This window comes from Nocardia sp. Tas62D01 (genome assembly GCF_055232035.1).
This window is the reverse complement of record NZ_JBUYUZ010000001.1, coordinates 2,988,935-3,008,352: the sequence shown is the minus strand read 5'-3', so window position 1 is coordinate 3,008,352 and position 19,418 is coordinate 2,988,935. Positions and strand designations below refer to the sequence as shown.

Below are 19,418 nucleotides of genomic sequence, written 5' to 3'. Positions count from 1 at the left end.
CACGCGCTCCCGGGTACGCGCCGGATACCGAACCAGGAGGTGTGCAACGAGCCAACAGGATGTTGTGAACGCGTTGATGGATCGGGTCGGCACCGGTTATGCCGCCGAGGCGGGCATCGCGCTGGCCGATAAACCCGCCCCACTGTTCCAACTGCTCATGCTCTCCGAGCTACTCAGTACCCGCATCTCCGCCGACATCGCGGTGGCCGCCACGAAAGAACTGATATCCACCGGATATCGCACGCCGCAGCGCGTCGCGGACGCCGACTGGCAGGAACTCGTCGACGCCCTCGGCCGGGCCCACTACAAACGCTACGACGAAAGCGCCGCCTCCCGCCTCGGCGCCAATGCCTCGACCGTTCTCGACAAATACGATGGAGACCTGCGCGAACTTGCCGAGGAAGCCGAGCGCGACCCCAAGCGCGCCGCTCAACTCCTGCAACAGTTCCAGGGTATCGGCCCCACCGGCAGCGACATCTTCCTGCGCGAGGTCCAAGACGTATGGACTTGGGCCCGCCCACATTTCGACGAACGCGCCTGCCGCGGCGCCGAACGCATCCAACTCCCAGCCGACCCGGACCGCCTAGCTGATCTCGCCCCCCGCAATCGCACCGCCGCCTTGGCCGCCGCCCTGGTCCGCGTAGCCCTCGACGACGACATAGCCGAACAAATCCGCGCCGAAACTCACTAACCCCCGTGTTCGTGCCGTGAACGGCACACCATGGAGGGCGGCCACGGCGTGTCGCCACAACCATGTGCCACTCGCTGTTGCGTAGCTCGGATGCGCGCCTCGCCGGCGGGGTGGCGGCTGCTGGACCTGGGCGGGCCTGTGTGGGCTGTACGGCGGGGTGGTGGCGGTGTAGAAGTGGGAGAGGTCGTGCCCATCGTCTCGATAGTGGTGCCGTACGCACGGCGCTCCGCCGTACGCGCTGCATTTCCTGGCCCGGAGAAAGGTCGTGAGGTGATGACGGACAGCGTCGAGGTATCGTTTGCCCAGGTGAGACTGGCTGCGGGCGGGCTGTTCGTGCGCGGCGAGGAAGTGTTGCTCGTGCACACCACCTATGACGGCGGGTGGGAGATCCCCGGCGGCTATGTCGAATCCGGCGAATCGCCCGCCACGGCCTGCCACCGCGAGATTCGCGAAGAACTCGGCATCGACCGTTCGCCGCAGCGACTCTTGGTGCACGACTGGGCGCCGATGCCGGGCGAGGGCGACAAGATCCTCTACGTATTCGACTGTGGCGCCCTCGGCGACGAGAGCGCAATCGAACTCCAGCCGACCGAACTCGACCGCTGGCAGTGGGTTCGAATCGACACCCTCGACGACTTCGTCATCCCCAGACTCGCCCGGCGCCTATGGCACGCCTTCCGCGCCCGCCTGGAGGGCCGGTCCATCTACCTGGAAAACGGCCGAACCGTCCTAGCCCAGCCCGGCACCTCCATCGAAGTCCCCTCCTGGCTCGACCACCAACCCGACCGCGACCGCCACCTCGGCTGACCCGGAGCTCGCTCGGCCGCGCAGCCGGAACAACCCGCATCTCCACGTGCATGCCCGCTGCGGTGATCATGTTCGACCCGGGAATCAAGACTGGACAAGTGGACCTTTGCGCGCGCGAATCCCGTTGCACGCCTGCGCCGACCAGCAGTGTCGGGATCTCGTGGGAATCGAGCACCGCGACGGCTTCGTCGTCGGCGATTACACCGCGGGCGGTATCCCGGCCTGGGAGGTGGTCGACGGCAACCCGGTCGGCCTGGCTCGCCACCCACCGGACACGGTCAAAGCGTCCCATCTGGCCGCCAACCCGAATGCCCCGTGGCGAATTCAGGTGATCCGCGACCTGCTGAGCGGCAGGCACAACGCCGACGGGCTCCCGTATCAGCGCGGGAGCCCGTCGGGCGTCGAGGCATCACTGCCGCAGCGTCGGAATCACCACCTCGTTCAGGTAGCTCTCGATGCCGCGCCCGCGACGCTTGGCCTCATGCACGGCGGCGCCGTGCGCAAGGGCCTGCTTCTTCAGCGCTTCTCGCGATTCGGGCTCCACCCCACCGCCGATGATCAGGTTCGTGATTTCGCCGGTGTCGAGCGCGGCCAGGGCAGCCGCATCGACGACGGTGCCCACCGCGGCGAAGCCATTGGCCTGCAGGATGTCTACTGCGGTGTCCACCACGGTCTGTTCTCGGCCGATTGCCATTACCTTCATATCAGACTCCTATCGCGGTCAGATCCGTTGGATCACTGTCGAATTCGTTGTGTTCGAGCCGCGCGTCCTTGGGCAGCGCGAGGAAACCGAGGCACATGAGGGCCAGGATGGCGATCCCGTACCAGAGCGTGTAGTCGAAGGTATGGGCGAAATTCACGGCATTGGCCTCCTCGCCCGCGCGGGTGAGTGCCTGTGTCACACCGTAATTGCCTGATCCGGAGCCGGTCCGGCAGCTGTCCGGGACGATTGTCGGATCGACCTCGGCGGACCGATCTCGCACGCAGGCAAGGAAATTGGCGAGAATCTCGTCCTGCGCCGCCTCCGGCAATCCCATGGTGGTGAGCTCGGCGCGCACCTGCGGGGTGACCTCGGTGACGCCGCGCGCCGAATCATGGTCCAGCTGACCGAGGAACACGACACCGACCAGGGCGACACCGAGCGCGGTGCCGAGCTGCTGTCCGGTATTGAGCAGACCCGACGCCGAACCCGCCTCCTTGGTGGGCACCTGACCGAGCAGCAGATCGATGGTCGGCGCGACCACCATTCCGAACCCGACGCCGGTGACGATCAGCGGAATCACCATCTGCCACGAGGAAATCGACGAACTGTAGTGCGCGGCCATCCAGCCGTAGAGGCCGAACCCGGCCGCGTTGACGAGACCGCCCGCGATCAGCACCCAGCGCCCGAACCGCGGTGCCAGCGCACCCACCGAGACGCCTGCTCCGATGCCTGCTCCGACCGCGAAGAAGACGGCGGTGAGCCCGGCCCGCATCGGTGACCAGCCGAGGCCCGACTGCATGAACAGCGTCCACACCAGGAAGAAGCCGCCGAGTCCGATCCAGAACAGCAGCCAGCTTGCCAGACCGATGGCGAACGGCCGGGACCGGAACAGGTCGAGGTCGATCAGCGGCGACCCGACGGTCCGCGCCCGGCGCCGCTCGTAGCCGACGAACAGGCCGAAGGCCACCGCCGCGGCGCCCATCATGACGAAAGTCCAGGTGGGCCAACCCAATCGACGGCCCTCGGTGAGTGGATACGCCAGCAGTAGGACTGCGGAAATAGCGAGCACCATGCCGACCGGGTCCAGCCGCGGCGCGGCGGCCGAGCGGGAATCCTTCATCACGACGGTGGCCGCAATCAGCGCGGCAATGCCGACCGGGATGTTGACCAGGAAGATCGGCCGCCAGGCCAGATCGAACAGATTCCACTGCACCAGCAGCCCGCCCAGCGACAGGCCGACCGCCGAGGCGGACCCGCCTACGCCGCTGTACACCGCGATCGCCTTAGCGCGTTCGTGGGCAGGAAAGGTGACCCGGATGATCGCGAGGATCTGCGGAACCATCAGTCCGGCCATCGCGCCCTGCACGAATCGGGAGGTGATGAGCATGGTCGGGTCCGAGCTGAGCCCGCAGGACGCCGAGGCCAGCGTGAATCCGGTCATGCCGATCAGGAAGATCCGCTTGCGACCGTAGATGTCGCCGAGGCGCCCGCCGGTGATCAGCACGGCGGCGAAGGCGAGGACATAGGCCGCGATGATCCATTCGATCTGCGAGTACTGCGCACCGAGATCGGTCTGGATGCTCGGCACGGCGACGTTGACGATGGTGACGTCGAGTAGATCCATGAACCCCGCGGCCAGCACGACTGCGAAGGCGATCCAGCGACGTGGGTCGAGGGTGGGTGGTGCGTCGGCGTTGGGGGAGATGTCGGTGTCCACGGGAGCTCTCTTCGATTCGGTGCGGATGTGGCGACTCCCAAACTATGCACCTGAAGTGATTATCAATCAAGTAGGCAATCAGTTTATGTGCGTTATGATTGATGGGTGACCGATGCCGATCCGCCCCCCGCGCCGCTGTACGAGCACCCCGCCTTCCTGCTCGGACAGCTCGGATTCCATGTCACCAACCGGTTCACCGAACTGCTCGCCCCACTCGGCATCAGCCCGCGGCACTTCGGCATGCTGCGCATGCTCGGCGCGAACGACGGCCAGTCGCAACAGCAGCTGTGTGAGGTGCTGCGCATCCATCGCAACGTGATGGTGGGGCTGGTCGACGAGTTGGAGAGGCGAGGCCTCGTCGAGCGGCGCAAGCACCCGACAGACCGCAGGGCCCACGCGGTGTACCTCCAACCCGCCGGGCACAAGGTGATCGCGCAGGCCGAAGGGATCGTGGCCGGATTGGATGCCGAAATCCTGCGCTCGCTCGACCAGACCCAGCGCGCGACGCTGACCGAGCTACTACAGCAAGCGTCGGTCGCGAACGGCCTCCAGCCGGGTGTCCATCCCGGTCTCAGACCAGTACACCGCGACTGACCGAGCTTCTCCAGCAGGTGTCGGCGGCCAACGGCCTCCGGCCGGGTGTCCATCCCGGTCTCAGACCAGCCCCCCGGGACTAACTGATCGGCCGCCCCAGCCCAGATGCGTAGCGGGGTGTCCCTTATCCACAGCGGGGAGGTTGTCCACGGTTGGCGGATGGGAGGGTGGTTTGGGGGCTGTGGGGGGTGAGGATCGGGAGGTGGGTAATCCTGTACCGGTCTCTCGGCGAGACGCTCTTGCTGCCGGGTTCACCGACTATGAGCTGAGCGGGCGGGCATGGCGGCGGGTTCGCCGGGGGCACTATGTGGGGGCTGACTGTACGGCGGGGCTCACCGCGACGGAGCGTCATCTTGTGGCAGTCCGCGCCGCGTCCGCGTCCGTCAGCCCCGATGCATGCGTCTCGCATGTTTCGGCGGCGGTTGCACATTCGCTACCCGTCTGGTCAATTCCGTTGGCGCGGGTGCACATAACCCGCAACCGCAGTTCTGGTGGGCGCACGCGGCGCCAGTCGGTCGTGCACACCGGCAGGATCGCGTCGGACGAACAGATCGAGGTGAACGGGCTGCACGTGACCTCCGCGGCTCGAACCGTCGTGGACCTCGCCCGCACGGTGCCGTTCGAACAGGCGATCGTGGTAGGCGATGCAGCGTTGCGGATGGGTACGACCACCCGCGACGAGCTGACCGAACAGCTGGACCGGGCGCGCCGCCGATCCGGCAGACCTGCCGCGCAGCGGGTGGTCGACTTCCTCGACGGCCGTGCGGAAAGCGTTGGAGAATCGCGAAGCCGCGTCGCACTCCGACAGTCGGACCTGCCGGCACCCGAACTACAGGCATGCATCGTCGGACATGACGCAACCGTAGTGGCCCGAGTCGACTTCCTCTGGCCCGAATGGGGAGTCATCGGCGAATTCGATGGAATGGTGAAGTACCACAAGGAAATGCGGGGTGACCGGCCCCCTGAACAGGTTGTGATCGAGGAGAAAGTCAGAGAGGACGCCCTGCGCGCCCTCGGCTGGATCGTCGTCCGATGGACCTGGCAAGACCTCGAACACCCCCATCCCCTCCGCGCCCGCCTCACCGCCGCAGCCGAAATCGCCCGCCACACCCCATGTCTCGCCACCTGGCACCCCGCCCCCGCGTCTGACAGCAACCCACACCGGTGCCACGACGGACACGCCGCGCATACAGGTGCCGATTCGGCGTGTGGTGTCTCGCACTGGACGCCGCGCATACGGGCGCTGACTTGCGTGTGGTGTCTCGCACTGGACGCCGCGCTGGCAGAGGTCAAAGACCAGTTGCTGCGGAACCGGCATCAGCCCGTCCCCGAGCAGGGCCGATGGCTAGCAAGCGTGGTGCGCGGGCACTGCGCCTACTACGCCGTGCCCGGTGTCCGTGGCCGCCTCGCCACTCGATGGCTTCCCCAGGCCCGGATCAGGCATCCATGGCCGAGCGTGCGATTCGACGCCCGCACCCAAGGCAGGAGCCCAGTGCGGTAGTTCCGCTCGCTGGGATCTGCGCGGGGGGCCGCCCGAAAGGGCGGTCCCTACCGCGACCGCTCCGTTCTGTGGGAGCAGAAAGCTTCACACTCTGACCGGCGTCATTGAACCAACAGGTCCGACCGTGAGCCGTCGCGACCAAGCATACGCACCGAAGGAATCAATAGAACAGCTACAGTAGATGCAGCAACGACAGCGATACCGCACTTTAGAGCAGTATCCGATCCGAGCCACATCGCCACTGGTCCGGCAGCAAGATAGCCGAGCGGAATCAAAGCCGTCCCCAGCAAGATATCGTAAGAGGAAACACGACTGATCCGGTCCAAAGGGACCATCCGCTGCATAGTGCTGGTAAACGAGATGACGAAAACCTCGGTTCCCACCCCGGCTGCCAAAGTCGCTGAAACGATGACCACCAAGGGCTGGTCTGAGGCCAGCGCCGCCAGTGGCAGAGTTTCGGTGAGAGTACCGGCACATGCAGCAATAAGCGGCCGCTTGGGTTTCCAAGCCATCATCAGAAATCCACCTATAACCAGCCCTGCCGCCAGCCCGGCGACGACACCACCCCATGCGGCCGCGCCGCCGAGCCGTTGGTTGGCTATCACGGGACCAAGCAGCTGGAAGCCGCCCACCCACACGGCATTGACGAGTGCGTACTGGATAACCAACGCCCACAGCCACACTCGTGACCAGAACTCGGCCCAACCATCAGCCAACGCTGTCCACAGCGATGAGGTAGCGTGTTGCGGTACTCCAACCTGCAGCCTGCCTAGCAACACCGCAGCAATAGCAAAGGTCGCAGCATCCCATGCAATTCCCCAGCCGGGGCCAACCGTCGACACAAGCAGGCCTCCGGCGGCAGGCCCTGCCACTCTCGCGGTATTCGTACTCAATCTCAGCAGGGCATTTGCATCAGTGAGATTGTCTTCGGTGACGGTCTGCGGGACAATTCCCTGAGACGCCGGCCCGAAAAAAGCTCCCGCTGCACCGGTTACCGTCGCCAGGACGGCTAACTGCCATACCGCCGCGACATCGGTCAGAAGAAGGATCGCTGCGATCCCCTGCGCTACTGCTGATAACACATTCGCTGCGACCATGACACCCCCGCGTGGAAGGCGGTCTGCGATCACGCCACCGACGAGCAACAGGATGATTTGCGGAGCGAACGCCGCGGCCAAGACGATTCCCAGATCGGTCGGCGAGGAAGTCAACTCGAGCACTGCAAACGTGAGCGCAACTACCGATACCGCCGAACCGGACATCGAAATCACCTGCGCCAGGAAAAGTATGCGAAAAGGTTGCTGCCTAAGCAATCCCACCCCTGACATCAATGGCATGAGGAGCGATAGTAGCGTCGAGGAGCCACGATGGGAAGATCCCCGATCCGAGTTGTGTTCGGACCACGCGCTTGCGCAGAGCCGACTTGCTATGTAACATCAGGCTCATAGCTTAAACACCACTAAAGCTTCGGATCGAGAGACTGCTGGACGAATTTAGAAACGTCCGAATCTCTGACTACCCGAAGACGTGGATATCTACGAAGTGCCGCATGTTGAATCCGTCGGTGGTTACTCCCGATGTGGGCGACACTTCGAAATCTAGTGAAGATAAATGCCAATTGCCATCCATTAGTGGATGGTTCCCCTCCGCAGCTCGCTGTTCGAGGAATTGGTTGAAATTCCAGAACCCTTTTACCCCTGCCGTGTTCTTGCCCTTTCATGTGGCGTGAATCACCATGACTTCCGGACGGTATCTCTCCGGAACGTGTAACCAGAAATTGAGAGGAGGAATAACTTTATGTCTATCTCGATGTGGCACAATGCGGTCCCGGCCAAAGCGCACAACGCAGCCTAAGCCAGCGCAGAATGAGTGATCGGCCCGGCGGGATATCGTCGTGACGATATCCCGCCGGACCGTTCCGGTTTCGCAGAATCGTGGCTCCCACATAACCCGTAAAGATTTCTGGAGTAGATATGCATCACATCGCCGAGGAGCAAGCCTATTTGTGGGACAAATGGGCGGATCACTTCGACGACTGGCATTCTGGGTCCGATGCGGCGTCGATAGCCGACTTTTTGCTGGAGCAGGCTCCGAGCGGACGGATCCTCGAATTAGGTGTGGGCACTGGGCGTATCGCTTTCGAGATAGCTCGACGGGGACGGGAAGTGCATGGAATCGACGCTTCCGAGGGTATGCTCAAAGAACTGGAATCCAAACGGGGGAACCTTCCGGTTGTCGGCATACGGGGCGATATGGCGAATGTCGAGGTAGAGGGCGTTTTCGAGTTGGTCTTCTCGGCAATGAGCTCGTTCTATCATCTTGCCGACCAAAATCGGCAGACGGAATGTTTTCGAAATATTGCCGCTCGCTTGTCGCCGACTGGCAGGTTGGTTGTCGACGCTTTTATTCCGTGGCCTGAACTGCTCAGCCCGCCGAAATCTATCACGCTTCGGGATTTCTCCCAGCAGTCTCTGAGGATCTCCGCGACAGCCGTTGACGCCTCCAGCCAGATTATCACCTTTCAGGAGGTAACTTTCAGTGAAGGGGGTGCCCGGTTCCTGCCTGTAAAGGAGCGTTATTGCTGGCCCAGTGAACTCGACCTTATGGCGCAAATCGCGGGATTGACGCTGGAGAATCGGTACGAGGATTACAGCAAGGCGCGGATCAGGGCTGGCTCGAAACACCATGTCTCTGTTTACAAAGTTGCGTCAAAACCATAGGCGGCCGCGACCGTCAGCGTGAGCATCGACACCACGGCGATCAGGTCGACCAGTCAGCTCAGCTACGGCGTGATTCGTAGACGGCCGAAAAGCGCACCGCCCCCTCGCCGCCGCCGTCACAATGCCCAATGGCTTCCGAAAGGCATGCCAGCCGCGCTGGCCTCGACGAGTTGCGCTGATACTCTCAGATCACTGTCATTCGCAACGCCGGGACCTGCTAGCCCAAGGCCAGGTGGCTGGCGTTTCTCGTTTGGGTGGTGGGTTGTCGGCGGGTGATTCGAGCAGGACGCCCCGGTGACGTTCGGGGTGTGCCGAGACAGGGTGATCTGCGTCGATACCTGACGGCAGCCGGTCTTTCTTGCAGGGTCACCGTACAATTAGTCACCGTGCAATTAGTATGCGGCATCACCAGCACAAGCCCGCGCACGAATGCCTCGATACCAGCCTTCTTAGAACGTGTCTGAGAACTCGGTGGGACTGAGTGTGTGACGCTCGAGATTTGGGTGAACTCCTGGTAGAGCAGTGGTTGCTGAGACCGTCGCTGTACCAGGAGCGTTATTCATAAGCCTCCGCGAAAAAGTGCAGTGCGACTATCGTTTTCAGGGCAGAGGGGAATTTGTGGACTGGCGCGCGGTAGCGGCCGCCTTCCTCGCTGAGCATGCGCCAGGTCTTCAGGTGAGCGACGGCTCGCTCCACCGCGGCCCGGATTCCGGAGAGTGCGGTATTGAACGCGGCCTGGCTCTCGTGCAGTTCGCGGCCCGGAGGTTTCTTGTAGGGCACCAGATCGATTCCGTCGACACCGACGTAACCGGAATCGGCGACAGTGTCGATCTCGGCGAGAAGGTCGGCGAGTCCGGAGGCGGCGTATGCGTGCGCGTCGTGTCGGGCGCCGTGCACGATCGTCATGCCGACCGCGACGAGCCTGCCGTCGAGGTCGGCGGCGATCTGGATGTTGAACCCCGGATACTGGGTTTTTCCGGAGAACAGGTCCGGGATCGCCGACCAGTCCCAGGTCGGGCAGATTGTGCCGTCCACCAGCACGGACCCGACTCCGATGACGTCGCGGGGGTTGGGAACGAACTCTTCGAGTACGTCAGCGATCACCGGTCGCAGCAGATCCCAGCGGCGGCTCACCGTGGACTGACTGATCCCGAAGAACGCGCCCGCGACATCCTGGACGAGGTTTCTGCGCATCAACGACACCACCAAAGCGACAGACCTGAACAAGCTCAACGCGTAAGGGCGACCGGCCGACTCGAACCCGCCGACGGTCTCGTGTACCCGGGCAGTCAGTTCCGTCAGTTGCCCATCGGTCAGCCCCGTAATAGCCTTGTACCGCAACGGCCCTCGTTCTCGCTCGTAGACTTCGTAACTCCACGAACTGAGATACATGAGGGCCGTTGCCAATTCGGCTGCGACGCGCCGACGTATCAAGCAGTGCGATCACCGTCTCACCGGCCACACAGGCCACGAGAGTTGCTATGCCACAGCCGATTGCGGGACAGGCTTATGAATAAGCCTCCAGGAGTTCGTGTGCCATCTTCCCCTATAGCTGTGTGCTCGTCATGTCCGCCCGCCAATCGCTGGCCCGGCGGTTACGCGCCGAACTGCACAACCGCATCCAGCGACGCGACTACTTCCCACCCATCGAACGCGACCGCGCCGCCGCGGCTGTCGAACACCTCGCCACCCCCGCCGAACAGTCGGAGGTGTCCTCGTGAAGTGGGCGACCCGCGCCAGCATCCACATCGACCGCGCGGCCTGTGCGTGGCTCATCCGCCGCCACATCGACCCCGACGCCGAGTTCGTGTTCGTCACCGACCCCACCCAAATCCCCACCGACCCCATCGGATTCGACATGCGTGGGGTCGAGCTGTCGCACCACAACGGTGATTGCAGCTTCGAAACCATCCTGCGCCGCTACCATCTAGACGACCCTGTGCTGTGGCGGCTGGCCGCGATCATCCACGAAGCCGACCTCGACGACGAACGCTTCGACGCCCCCGAAGCCGCCGGCCTCGACACTGCGCTACGCGGACTGTCCATGGTCTGTACCGACGAACAGATCCTGCACCACACCGGCCCACTGTTCGACGGACTCTACGAATTCCACTGCCGCGCAACACTCCTCGGCCGCGAACCCGCCTGACCAGCAACCCGACAGGCTGTGCATCTGGTGCACGGCGGCGTCTCGCACGCCGCCCACGCTGCTATGCGTGTGGGGGTTCTCCGGTGACGATATGGTCGGCGAGGTTGAGTCCTTCACGGACGAGTCGGGTGAGGTGCCCGTCGTGGACGCGGTCGCGGTGAGCGTGGCCTTGGCGACGTTGTAGGCCAGCGGCGGCCCGGCTGGTTTCCTTGCGCCGATCGAGGAGACGTTGACGATGGCGCCGCCACGTGCGACCAGGCTGTGGTTGGTCACACGTGCCGCACATTCCTGGCACGACGCAACCCGGCTGACGACAATGGCGAGCGGTCACCCCGCGGATCCGGGTCCGGGAATACATCGCGCGGGGCGCCGGTTGAGCTGTTCAACAGTGTTGAGTGTGTCCGGCTCAAGTTTGAGTTGACTCCCGGTGCTAACCGGGTGCAGGATTGAGTCGACTACGCTCAGCGTTGCTGGGACCGTGCTCCGTGAGGTGCTTTGGGGCGAGGTCTCGCGGCACAGGAAGTACCTAGGGAAACCTGGTCGCAGGGCGATCGTCGCCCAGCACCGACACAGGCAGTTACGTCAATTAGGAGGAAAACCATGGCTCGTGCGGTCGGAATCGACCTCGGGACCACGAACTCGGTCGTCGCCGTTCTCGAAGGCGGAGAGCCGGTCGTCGTCGCCAACTCGGAAGGATCGCGCACCACCCCCTCGATCGTCGCGTTCGCGAAGAACGGTGAGGTACTGGTCGGCCAGCCGGCCAAGAACCAGGCTGTCACCAACGTCGACCGCACCATCCGCTCGGTCAAACGCCACATCGGCACCGACTGGAGCGTGGATATCGACGGCAAGAAGTACACGTCGCAGGAGATCTCCGCGCGCGTGCTGATGAAGCTCAAGCGCGACGCCGAGTCCTACCTGGGCGAGGAGATCACCGACGCGGTGATCACCGTCCCCGCGTACTTCGAGGACGCGCAGCGTCAGGCGACCAAGGAAGCCGGCCAGATCGCCGGCCTCAACGTGCTGCGCATCGTCAACGAGCCCACCGCGGCCGCGCTGGCGTACGGCCTGGACAAGGGCGACAAGGAACAGACCATCCTGGTCTTCGACCTCGGTGGCGGCACCTTCGACGTCTCGCTGCTGGAAATCGGCGAGGGCGTTGTCGAGGTTCGCGCGACCTCCGGCGACAACCACCTCGGTGGCGACGACTGGGACGAGCGCGTTGTCACCTGGCTGGTCGACAAGTTCAAGGCCAGCGCGGGCATCGACCTGACCAAGGACAAGATGGCCATGCAGCGGCTGCGTGAGGCCGCCGAGAAGGCCAAGATCGAGCTGAGCTCTTCGCAGAGCACCTCGGTCAACCTGCCATACATCACTGTCGACGCGGACAAAAACCCGCTGTTCCTCGACGAGCAGCTGACCCGCGCCGAGTTCCAGAAGATCACCTCGGACCTGCTCGACCGCACCCGTGCGCCGTTCCAGTCCGTGATCAAGGACGCCGGCATCTCAGTCAAGGACATCCACCATGTCGTGCTCGTCGGCGGCTCCACCCGGATGCCCGCTGTCACCGAGCTGGTCAAGGAGCTGACCGGTGGCCAGGAGCCCAACAAGGGCGTGAACCCGGACGAGGTCGTCGCCGTCGGCGCCGCGCTGCAGGCCGGTGTGCTCAAGGGTGAGGTCAAGGACGTCCTGCTGCTCGATGTGACCCCGCTGTCGCTGGGTATCGAGACCAAGGGCGGCGTGATGACCAAGCTCATCGAGCGCAACACCACCATCCCGACCAAGCGCTCGGAGACCTTCACCACGGCCGATGACAACCAGCCGTCGGTGCAGATCCAGGTGTTCCAGGGTGAGCGCGAAATCGCTTCGCACAACAAGCTGCTCGGCTCCTTCGAGCTGACCGGCATCCCGCCGGCCCCGCGTGGCGTGCCGCAGATCGAGGTCACCTTCGACATCGACGCCAACGGCATCGTGCACGTGACCGCGAAGGACAAGGGCACCGGCAAGGAAAACACGATCAAAATCCAGGATGGCTCCGGCCTGTCCAAGGAGGAGATCGACCGGATGGTCAAGGATGCGGAGGCGCATGCCGCCGAGGACAAGGCCCGCCGCGAGGAGGCCGAGACCCGCAACCAGGCCGAGTCGCTGGTGCACCAGACCGAGAAGTTCATCAAGGAGAACGAGGACAAGGTCCCCGCGGACGTCAAGTCCAAGGTCGAACAGGCCATCTCCGAGGCGAACGTGGCGCTCGGGGGCACCGATATCGCCGCCGTGAAGTCGGCCGTCGAGAAGCTGGCGACCGAGTCGCAGGCGCTGGGCCAGGCCATCTACGACGCGTCGGCGGCGGAGTCCGCGGCATCCGGCAACGGAGCTGCCTCCAGCTCTGCCAATGATGACCAGGTCGTGGACGCGGAAGTTGTGGACGAGCCGGTCGACACGGAGAAGAAGTGACACAGGGAAACTCCGACAAGGAGCCGATCACTTTCGTGGACAACCGCAAAGTGGATCCGGAGACCGGCGAGGTTCGGGAACCGGCCGCGGCTGAGGCCGTGGCCGTTCCCGGCCCGGATGCCGGGAACGGTGCCGACGCCGTGATCGGTGCTGAGGGAGGGGCCGAGATCCTGGCCGACTCCATCAGCAGCGAACTGGCCGAGCGCACCGCCGATCTGCAGCGGCTGACCGCGGAATACGCCAACTACCGGCGTCGCGTCGAGCGTGACCGCAAGGCCACCATCGATAACGCGAAGGCGCAGGTGGTCACCGAATTGCTCGGCGTGCTCGACGATCTCGATCGCGCACGCGCGCACGGTGACCTGGAAACCGGACCGCTCAAGGCGGTCGCGGACAAGCTGGCCGACGCGCTGCACAAGCAGGGCCTCGAGGAATTCGGTTCAGAGGGTGAGCCTTTCGACCCGACCCTGCACGAGGCCGTGCAGCACGAGGGTTCCGGGCACGACCCGATGATCGGCGTTGTCATGCGCAAGGGCTATCGCTTCGGCGACCGGGTGCTTCGGCACGCGCTGGTCGGGGTAACCGATGGTGTGTCCGATCTGCCGGTCGGCGAAGCATCGAATGCTGGTTCCGATGCCGGCGCACAGAACCAATAAGAACGCGAGAGGGGGAGATGCCCAGTGAGTCAACGGGAGTGGATCGAGAAGGACTTCTACAAGGAGCTGGGCGTTTCCTCCAGCGCCTCCCAGGACGAGATCAAGAAGGCGTATCGCAAGCTCGCTCGTGACCTGCACCCGGATGCCAATCCCGGTGACACCAAGGCCGAGGAGCGGTTCAAGACCGTCAGCGAGGCGCATGCCGTACTGTCGGATCCGGCCAAGCGCAAAGAGTACGACGAAACGCGAAAGCTGTTCGCCGGCGGTGCATATGGTCGCGGCGGCGGGTTCACTCCCGGTGCGGGCGGCGGGTTCTCCCAGGACTTCAATATCGGTGACATCTTCGGCCAGGCGAATGCCGGCGACGGTGGTCTCGGTGACCTGCTGGGTGGGCTGTTCAACCGGGGTGGCACGCGGACCGCGAGCCGCCCGCGGCGCGGGGCGGATGTGGAGACGGAGACGACCCTCGGCTTCCGCGAGGCCGCGCAAGGCGTCACAGTTCCACTGCGGATGACAAGTCCGTCGCCGTGTACGACGTGTCATGGCAGCGGTGCCAAGCCGGGGACCAGTCCCCGAGTGTGCCCGGTCTGCAACGGAAACGGTGTCATCAGCCGCAACCAGGGCGCGTTCGGATTCAGTGAACCGTGCGACGAGTGCCGCGGTACCGGGTCGATCATCGATGACCCGTGTGTCGACTGCCGCGGCAGTGGCATCCAGAACCGGACCCGCACCATCACGGTGCGGATCCCGCCGGGTGTCAGTGACGGGCAGAAAATTCGGCTGGCCGGGCAGGGCGAGGCGGGACTACGTGGTGCGCCCTCGGGTGACCTCTATGTCACCGTGCACGTCAGCCAGGACAAGGTATTCGGCCGCAACGGCGACGACCTGACCCTGGTGCTTCCGGTCAGTTACAGTGAATTAGTGTTGGGTACAACGGTTTCGGTGCCCACGCTGGAAGGGCGCGTCGGCGTCAAGGTGCCACCGGGCACCGCGGACGGCCGCATCCTGAGGGTGCGCGGTCGCGGCGTGCCGAAGCGTGGCGCCACCGTCGGCGCCGGTGATCTGCTGGTCACCGTCAAGGTCGCGGTGCCGCAAAAGCTGGACGACAATGCCACCGAGGCGCTGCGACGCTATGCGGAGGCTGAGAAGGCCAGCGGGTTCGATCCACGTGCAGGATGGGCAGGTGCGTGATGTCCGGTGATCCGAAGAACGCGTCCGGTGGGGCTGGGCACTCGATGCCCAATAGCGCCCGATCCGAGACTCAGGTCTTCATGATCTCGGTGGCGGCTCAGCTCGCGGGCATGCACGCGCAGACACTGCGCACCTATGACCGTCTGGGACTGGTTACGCCACAACGGACTTCGGGTGGCGGTCGGCGCTACTCGGCCAGAGACGTCGAGTTGCTGCGCGAGGTGCAGCGGCTGTCCCAGGACGAGGGCGTCAACCTGGCTGGCATCAAGCGCATCATCGAACTCACCAACCAGGTAGCGGAATTGCAGCAGCACGTCGCCGAATTGTCGGCGGAGGTGGAGCGGCTGCGCGCGGGCTATCGGCCCGATCTCTCACCGCCGCAACGCAGTACCGCTTTGGTGGTGTGGAAGCCCCGGCATCGGCGCTGACACCATCTGGCTAACGCTCGGGCCCCGGGTTTCGGTTCATGATATTGAACTGAAGCCCGGGGCCCGATGTCGTTGCGGCGGAGGGGTAGCCGACTATATGCCGGAACCGCGGGTGCGCGACACCTCCGGTGCGAAGGGTGCGCGGGCGGGTTGTGCTGCGAATTCTCATCACTCGCCAGCTGTTTGGGGCGCGGAATAGTTGCTGGCGCGAGGTAACCAGCAACATTTCATGGGTAGCCGGTGGATCGCTCCAAAAGTTCGATCGGAACGAAGCTTGCAAAGCGGGGCTTGCGAATTCGGTGAGCATGTGACTGATTTCACTCAAATAATCGATCTTCCAGTCTGTTTCGTCGGCGTTTTGTGTTTCCGATCCTCGTTTCGACGGAATTACAAGCATGATGTTTTCAGGGAGGATTCCGTTGCTGGCAAACCTCACCTACACTCGGAGGCATCGGCTGCTGTCGAGTGTCCCGCAGCATCTCACTCGCCGGCTCGGATTGTGTTCGAGTGTGAAATGGGGTTGTGACCTAAATGGATTCGCGGACTGTCGCTTTGATCAGAACGACGTTCAAGGCGGTTGCTGCGGAGGAGGGCGGCCCAGCCAAACTGGCTAGTTCGTTTTACGCGATCTTATTCACGGACTTTCCGCAGGCTCGCGATTTCTTCCCAGCGGCAATGGATGCACAGCGCGATCGCCTTGTCAAAGCCATCTCTTACGTGCTGGACCGGCTCGAGGAGCCGGACAAGTTGCTACCGTTCCTGTCCCAGCTCGGCCGCGACCATCGTAAATACGGTGCGCAGCGCGAGCATTACGTCGCGGTGACCACCTCGCTGAAGTCGGCGATGCGCATATTCGCCGGTACCGAGATGTGGACCGACGAGGTCGACCGGGCCTGGGACGAGGGCCTCGCAATCATCAGTGACGCCATGATCGGCGCCGCCGAAAAGGAGACCACGCCTCCGGCGTGGACCGGGATCGTGGTCGAACGGCGCGAGGTGCTGCGCAATCTGGCCGTCGTGCGATTGCAACTGGATCAACCGATGCGGTTCGCTGCTGGCCAGTACATCAGCGTGCAGATCCCGTCCCGGCCGCGGATGTGGCGCTACCTCTCGCCCGCCGCGCCCGCAAACGCCAACGGGGAGATCGAATTCCACATCCGGGGCGTGCTGGGTGGCTGGGTCAGTCCGGCCATCATCGGCCATACGAATATCGGCGACCAGTGGCTGCTCGGTTCACCGCTCGGCGGGCTCGGCATCCCGCGAAACACCAGGCGCAAGATGCTGATGATCGGTTGCGGCACCGGCATTGCCCCGCTGCGCGCCCAGCTGATGGCGATGGCACAGCGGCGCGTCAATCCGCGGGTGCACCTGTTCGTCGGCGGGCACCACCCGTGCGACCTGTATGACCTGGAGACCCTCAGCGCGCTGGCCGTGGCCAATAAGTGGCTCACCGTCACCCCGGTGACCGAGAGCGACGAAAACCCTTGGTGGTACCTCGAATCCGGCGAACCGGAACGAACCTGGCCCGGCTTGGAACCGCGGATGACCGGGCAGATCGGCAAGGTCGTCGCCAGCTTCGGGCTATGGGCCGACCGCGACGTGCAGATCGCCGGATCGCCATCGGTGGTGCAGACCACCAAGTTCCGCCTGATGGCGGCGGGCACCGAGACCAAGAACATTCGGCACGACCCGCTGTTCTGAGACATTGGCCGCGCGGGCGCGGCGTGTTCGCGGCCCCGAGGGCTTGCGTACGGTCGCTCGTAAGACTCGCTCCGTGATGGTCGAGCAGGTATTCAGATTCCCTCGAACTGGATGCGCTCGGCGGGGGTGCCGATTTCGATGAGTCTATCCACTGTCGCGCGGGTCATCGCAGGCGAACCGCATACCAGCACTTGGTGATTGGTGAATGCGCCGTGTGAGCCTACGACCTCGGCGAGGGTGCCGTGGAGCATGTCGTCCTCGGGGAAGCCGATGTCTACTCGGGATTGTTCGTACCAATCATCAACCCAGCCTGAGTCATCCGGACTTTCTACCACGGGCACCACGGTGAGCCAGGGCAATTCGCCTGCCAGCAGGTAGAGCATGTCGGCGGCGTACAGGTCGCGGGGCGAGCGGCCGCCGATGAACAGGTAGGTGGGCGGCGGGTCCTCGTGCCTGGCGAGGTCGAGGATCTGTGCGCGCAGCGGGGCCAGGCCGGTGCCGCCCGCGACCATCACCACCTCGGGACCGTCGGGGTCGACGGCAAAAGCACCGAGCGGCGCGCTGATCTGCCATTCGTCGCCCGCCGTGGTGTCTGCGACGATGGCGCCGCTGCACCAGCCGCCGGGGACGGTTCGGACGTGGAATTCCAGTTTGCCGTCCAGCGAGGGCGGCAGGGCGGGGGAGAGCCGACGCCGCACACCCGGCTGCTGCGGCACCCGGACCTCGACGGACTGGCCCGCGGTGAACGGGACGAACTCGCCGATCAGCCGGATCACGGCGAGGTCGTGACGCAGTCGATGGTGGCCGACGACGGTCGATTTCCATTCGGGCGTGCGGGTTTCGGGCCCAGCGCCGTTTTCCCCCAAGGGGGCCTCCTCATCACACAGGGTCGGAGCTGATAATCCACTCCGGGGTGCCGACCGCGATCAGCGCCCGGCGGGTGTCGGCGATCATCCGCGCCGATCCGGCGATCTGAATCTGCCGGTCCGCCCACGCGCCGAAGCTGGCGACCACCGCACCGAGATTACCGATCAACGTCCGGTGCATGCCGTAGGGCGCGTCGGCGGGCGGATGCGAGTACCACCACGGGTTGGTCTTCTGCTCGCACACCGGGATGACGGTCAACCACGGATTGCTCTGCGAGAGCTGCCACATGTTCTCCACGTCGTACAGGTCGCACGGGTAGCGGCCGCCGATGAAGAAGTGCACGCGCGGGTTGATGCCTCGCTGCCCCATTTCGATCAGCTGCCCGCGCAGCGGGGCGATGCCGGTGCCCGCGCCGATCAACAGCACGTCGCGGCGGCTGTCGCGGTCGACGTGCAGGCCGCCGAGCGGGCTGGCGATCATCCATTTGTCGCCGACCCTGGTTTCGTTGACGATCGCCGGACTCACCCAACCGCCGCGGATCTTGCGGATATGGAACTCGATCTCGCCGTAGGGGTTTGCCGGAATCGCTGGCGACAGGTACCGCCACATCTTCGGCCGCTGCGGCACCGCGATCGGCACGTACTGTCCGGCCTGATATGGGATCGGGGCATCGGATTGCAGCCGCACGATGGCCAGATCCTCCAGCACTCGGCGATGGCCGACCACGGTCGCCTCCCAAAACGGGCGCGATTTGTCGGAATTTGCACCGATAGCCATGGACGCGGAGATCAGGATGGTGATGTCGCGCCAGCCCTCCTCCAGCGCCCGATTCCACCGGGGGCCGTTGTAGACGCGGCAGGCGGTGAGCAGCGCCCGACCCGCGGCGTCGTAGTGCCTAGGCAGCACGCCGTACTTCCGATGGTCGCGCGCGAGCTGCTCGAGGAACTTCTGCGCCCGCCCCCAGTCCTCCAGGTGGTCGAGCACGTACTGGATGGCGGTGACCAGTCGCTTGGCCTGCATGTCCATCGCAGGCGGGAACAGCTCACGTAACGGAGGGTTCTCCGCGAACAGGTGACCGTAGAACGCACTGATCAACCGCTCGGGTCCGTTCGGTGACTCGATCACCGAACGGAAGTTGGCGCGGACCAGCGCAGCCGAACGCGCATCCACGACGTGGAGCTTCCTTTCCCTGATGAATTTCTGCCCGGGGACATACCCGTAACCGGCGGTCTCCCCGCGGTC

18 protein-coding genes are annotated in these 19,418 nt (G+C 64.3%); 12 read left to right on the top strand and 6 right to left on the bottom strand.

The annotated features are described in order from the left end of the window. The first annotated feature begins 76 nt into the window (after positions 1–76). Positions 77–691 (top strand): HhH-GDP family DNA glycosylase, encoded by a 615-nt coding sequence (locus ACV7NQ_RS14815; RefSeq protein ID WP_463365668.1) that lies wholly within the window; start codon positions 77–79, stop codon positions 689–691. Between the two features lie 273 nt (positions 692–964). Next, on the top strand, positions 965–1,498 hold the full coding sequence (locus ACV7NQ_RS14810; RefSeq protein ID WP_463360191.1) for an NUDIX domain-containing protein: 534 nt from the start codon (positions 965–967) through the stop codon (positions 1,496–1,498). A 409-nt stretch (positions 1,499–1,907) separates the two neighbouring features. On the opposite strand, the gene ACV7NQ_RS14805 is transcribed toward ACV7NQ_RS14810, so the two are convergent. Both ACV7NQ_RS14805 and ACV7NQ_RS14800 read right to left on the bottom strand, forming a co-directional pair. Beyond that, positions 1,908–2,201, bottom strand: coding sequence for a hypothetical protein (locus ACV7NQ_RS14805; RefSeq protein ID WP_463360190.1), 294 nt, complete (start codon positions 2,199–2,201; stop codon positions 1,908–1,910). 1 nt (position 2,202) lies between these two features. Then, positions 2,203–3,918, bottom strand: a complete 1,716-nt coding sequence (locus ACV7NQ_RS14800) for an MFS transporter (protein WP_463360189.1) — start codon at positions 3,916–3,918, stop codon at positions 2,203–2,205. A gap of 105 nt (positions 3,919–4,023) precedes the next feature. On the opposite strand from ACV7NQ_RS14800, the gene ACV7NQ_RS14795 reads away from it, so the two are divergent. Continuing rightward, positions 4,024–4,512 (top strand): MarR family winged helix-turn-helix transcriptional regulator, encoded by a 489-nt coding sequence (locus tag ACV7NQ_RS14795; RefSeq protein ID WP_463360188.1) that lies wholly within the window; start codon positions 4,024–4,026, stop codon positions 4,510–4,512. A gap of 517 nt (positions 4,513–5,029) precedes the next feature. Continuing rightward, entirely contained in the window at positions 5,030–6,013 is a 984-nt protein-coding gene (locus ACV7NQ_RS14790) for a hypothetical protein (RefSeq protein ID WP_463360187.1), read from the top strand. 101 nt (positions 6,014–6,114) lie between these two features. On the opposite strand, the gene ACV7NQ_RS14785 is transcribed toward ACV7NQ_RS14790, so the two are convergent. Further along, positions 6,115–7,332: an MFS transporter gene (locus ACV7NQ_RS14785; protein ID WP_463360186.1), complete on the bottom strand. Its 1,218-nt coding sequence runs from the start codon at positions 7,330–7,332 to the stop codon at positions 6,115–6,117. A gap of 654 nt (positions 7,333–7,986) precedes the next feature. Between ACV7NQ_RS14785 and ACV7NQ_RS14780 the strand changes: the two genes are divergently transcribed. Beyond that, positions 7,987–8,733: a class I SAM-dependent methyltransferase gene (locus tag ACV7NQ_RS14780; protein WP_463360185.1), complete on the top strand. Its 747-nt coding sequence runs from the start codon at positions 7,987–7,989 to the stop codon at positions 8,731–8,733. A 555-nt stretch (positions 8,734–9,288) separates the two neighbouring features. Here the strand turns inward: ACV7NQ_RS14780 and ACV7NQ_RS14775 are convergent. After that, positions 9,289–10,125 (bottom strand): transposase family protein, encoded by an 837-nt coding sequence (locus ACV7NQ_RS14775; protein ID WP_463358528.1) that lies wholly within the window; start codon positions 10,123–10,125, stop codon positions 9,289–9,291. Between the two features lie 173 nt (positions 10,126–10,298). On the opposite strand from ACV7NQ_RS14775, the gene ACV7NQ_RS14770 reads away from it, so the two are divergent. The 7 genes from ACV7NQ_RS14770 to ACV7NQ_RS14740 all read left to right on the top strand — a co-directional run bounded on the left by ACV7NQ_RS14770 (position 10,299) and on the right by ACV7NQ_RS14740 (position 17,309). Further along, positions 10,299–10,454, top strand: a complete 156-nt coding sequence (locus tag ACV7NQ_RS14770) for a hypothetical protein (RefSeq protein ID WP_463360184.1) — start codon at positions 10,299–10,301, stop codon at positions 10,452–10,454. Next, complete coding sequence (locus tag ACV7NQ_RS14765) at positions 10,451–10,882, top strand: chromate resistance protein ChrB domain-containing protein (RefSeq protein ID WP_463360183.1); 432 nt, start codon at positions 10,451–10,453, stop codon at positions 10,880–10,882. Before ACV7NQ_RS14770 ends, ACV7NQ_RS14765 begins: the two co-directional genes overlap by 4 nt. Before the next feature lie 600 nt (positions 10,883–11,482). Further along, positions 11,483–13,333, top strand: coding sequence for a molecular chaperone DnaK (gene dnaK / locus ACV7NQ_RS14760; protein WP_463360182.1), 1,851 nt, complete (start codon positions 11,483–11,485; stop codon positions 13,331–13,333). Continuing rightward, on the top strand, positions 13,330–13,989 hold the full coding sequence (grpE, locus tag ACV7NQ_RS14755) for a nucleotide exchange factor GrpE (RefSeq protein WP_463360181.1): 660 nt from the start codon (positions 13,330–13,332) through the stop codon (positions 13,987–13,989). Before dnaK ends, grpE begins: the two co-directional genes overlap by 4 nt. 24 nt (positions 13,990–14,013) lie before the next feature. Next, the gene (gene dnaJ, locus ACV7NQ_RS14750) at positions 14,014–15,180 is read left to right on the top strand and encodes a molecular chaperone DnaJ (protein ID WP_463360180.1); all 1,167 of its coding nucleotides are present in this window, start codon (positions 14,014–14,016) and stop codon (positions 15,178–15,180) included. A 44-nt stretch (positions 15,181–15,224) separates the two neighbouring features. After that, positions 15,225–15,608 carry a heat shock protein transcriptional repressor HspR gene (locus ACV7NQ_RS14745; RefSeq protein WP_463360179.1) on the top strand — a complete coding sequence of 128 codons (384 nt, stop codon included), beginning with the start codon at positions 15,225–15,227 and terminating at the stop codon, positions 15,606–15,608. A 531-nt stretch (positions 15,609–16,139) separates the two neighbouring features. Then, a complete protein-coding gene (locus ACV7NQ_RS14740) occupies positions 16,140–17,309 on the top strand; it encodes an FAD-binding oxidoreductase (RefSeq protein WP_463360178.1) in 1,170 nt (389 codons plus the stop codon). A gap of 92 nt (positions 17,310–17,401) precedes the next feature. Here ACV7NQ_RS14740 and ACV7NQ_RS14735 read toward each other — a convergent pair whose 3' ends face one another. Beyond that, a complete protein-coding gene (locus ACV7NQ_RS14735; RefSeq protein ID WP_463360177.1) occupies positions 17,402–18,175 on the bottom strand; it encodes an FAD-binding oxidoreductase in 774 nt (257 codons plus the stop codon). A gap of 13 nt (positions 18,176–18,188) precedes the next feature. After that, positions 18,189–19,346 (bottom strand): FAD-binding oxidoreductase, encoded by a 1,158-nt coding sequence (locus ACV7NQ_RS14730; protein WP_463360176.1) that lies wholly within the window; start codon positions 19,344–19,346, stop codon positions 18,189–18,191. Positions 19,347–19,418 lie beyond the last annotated feature (72 nt).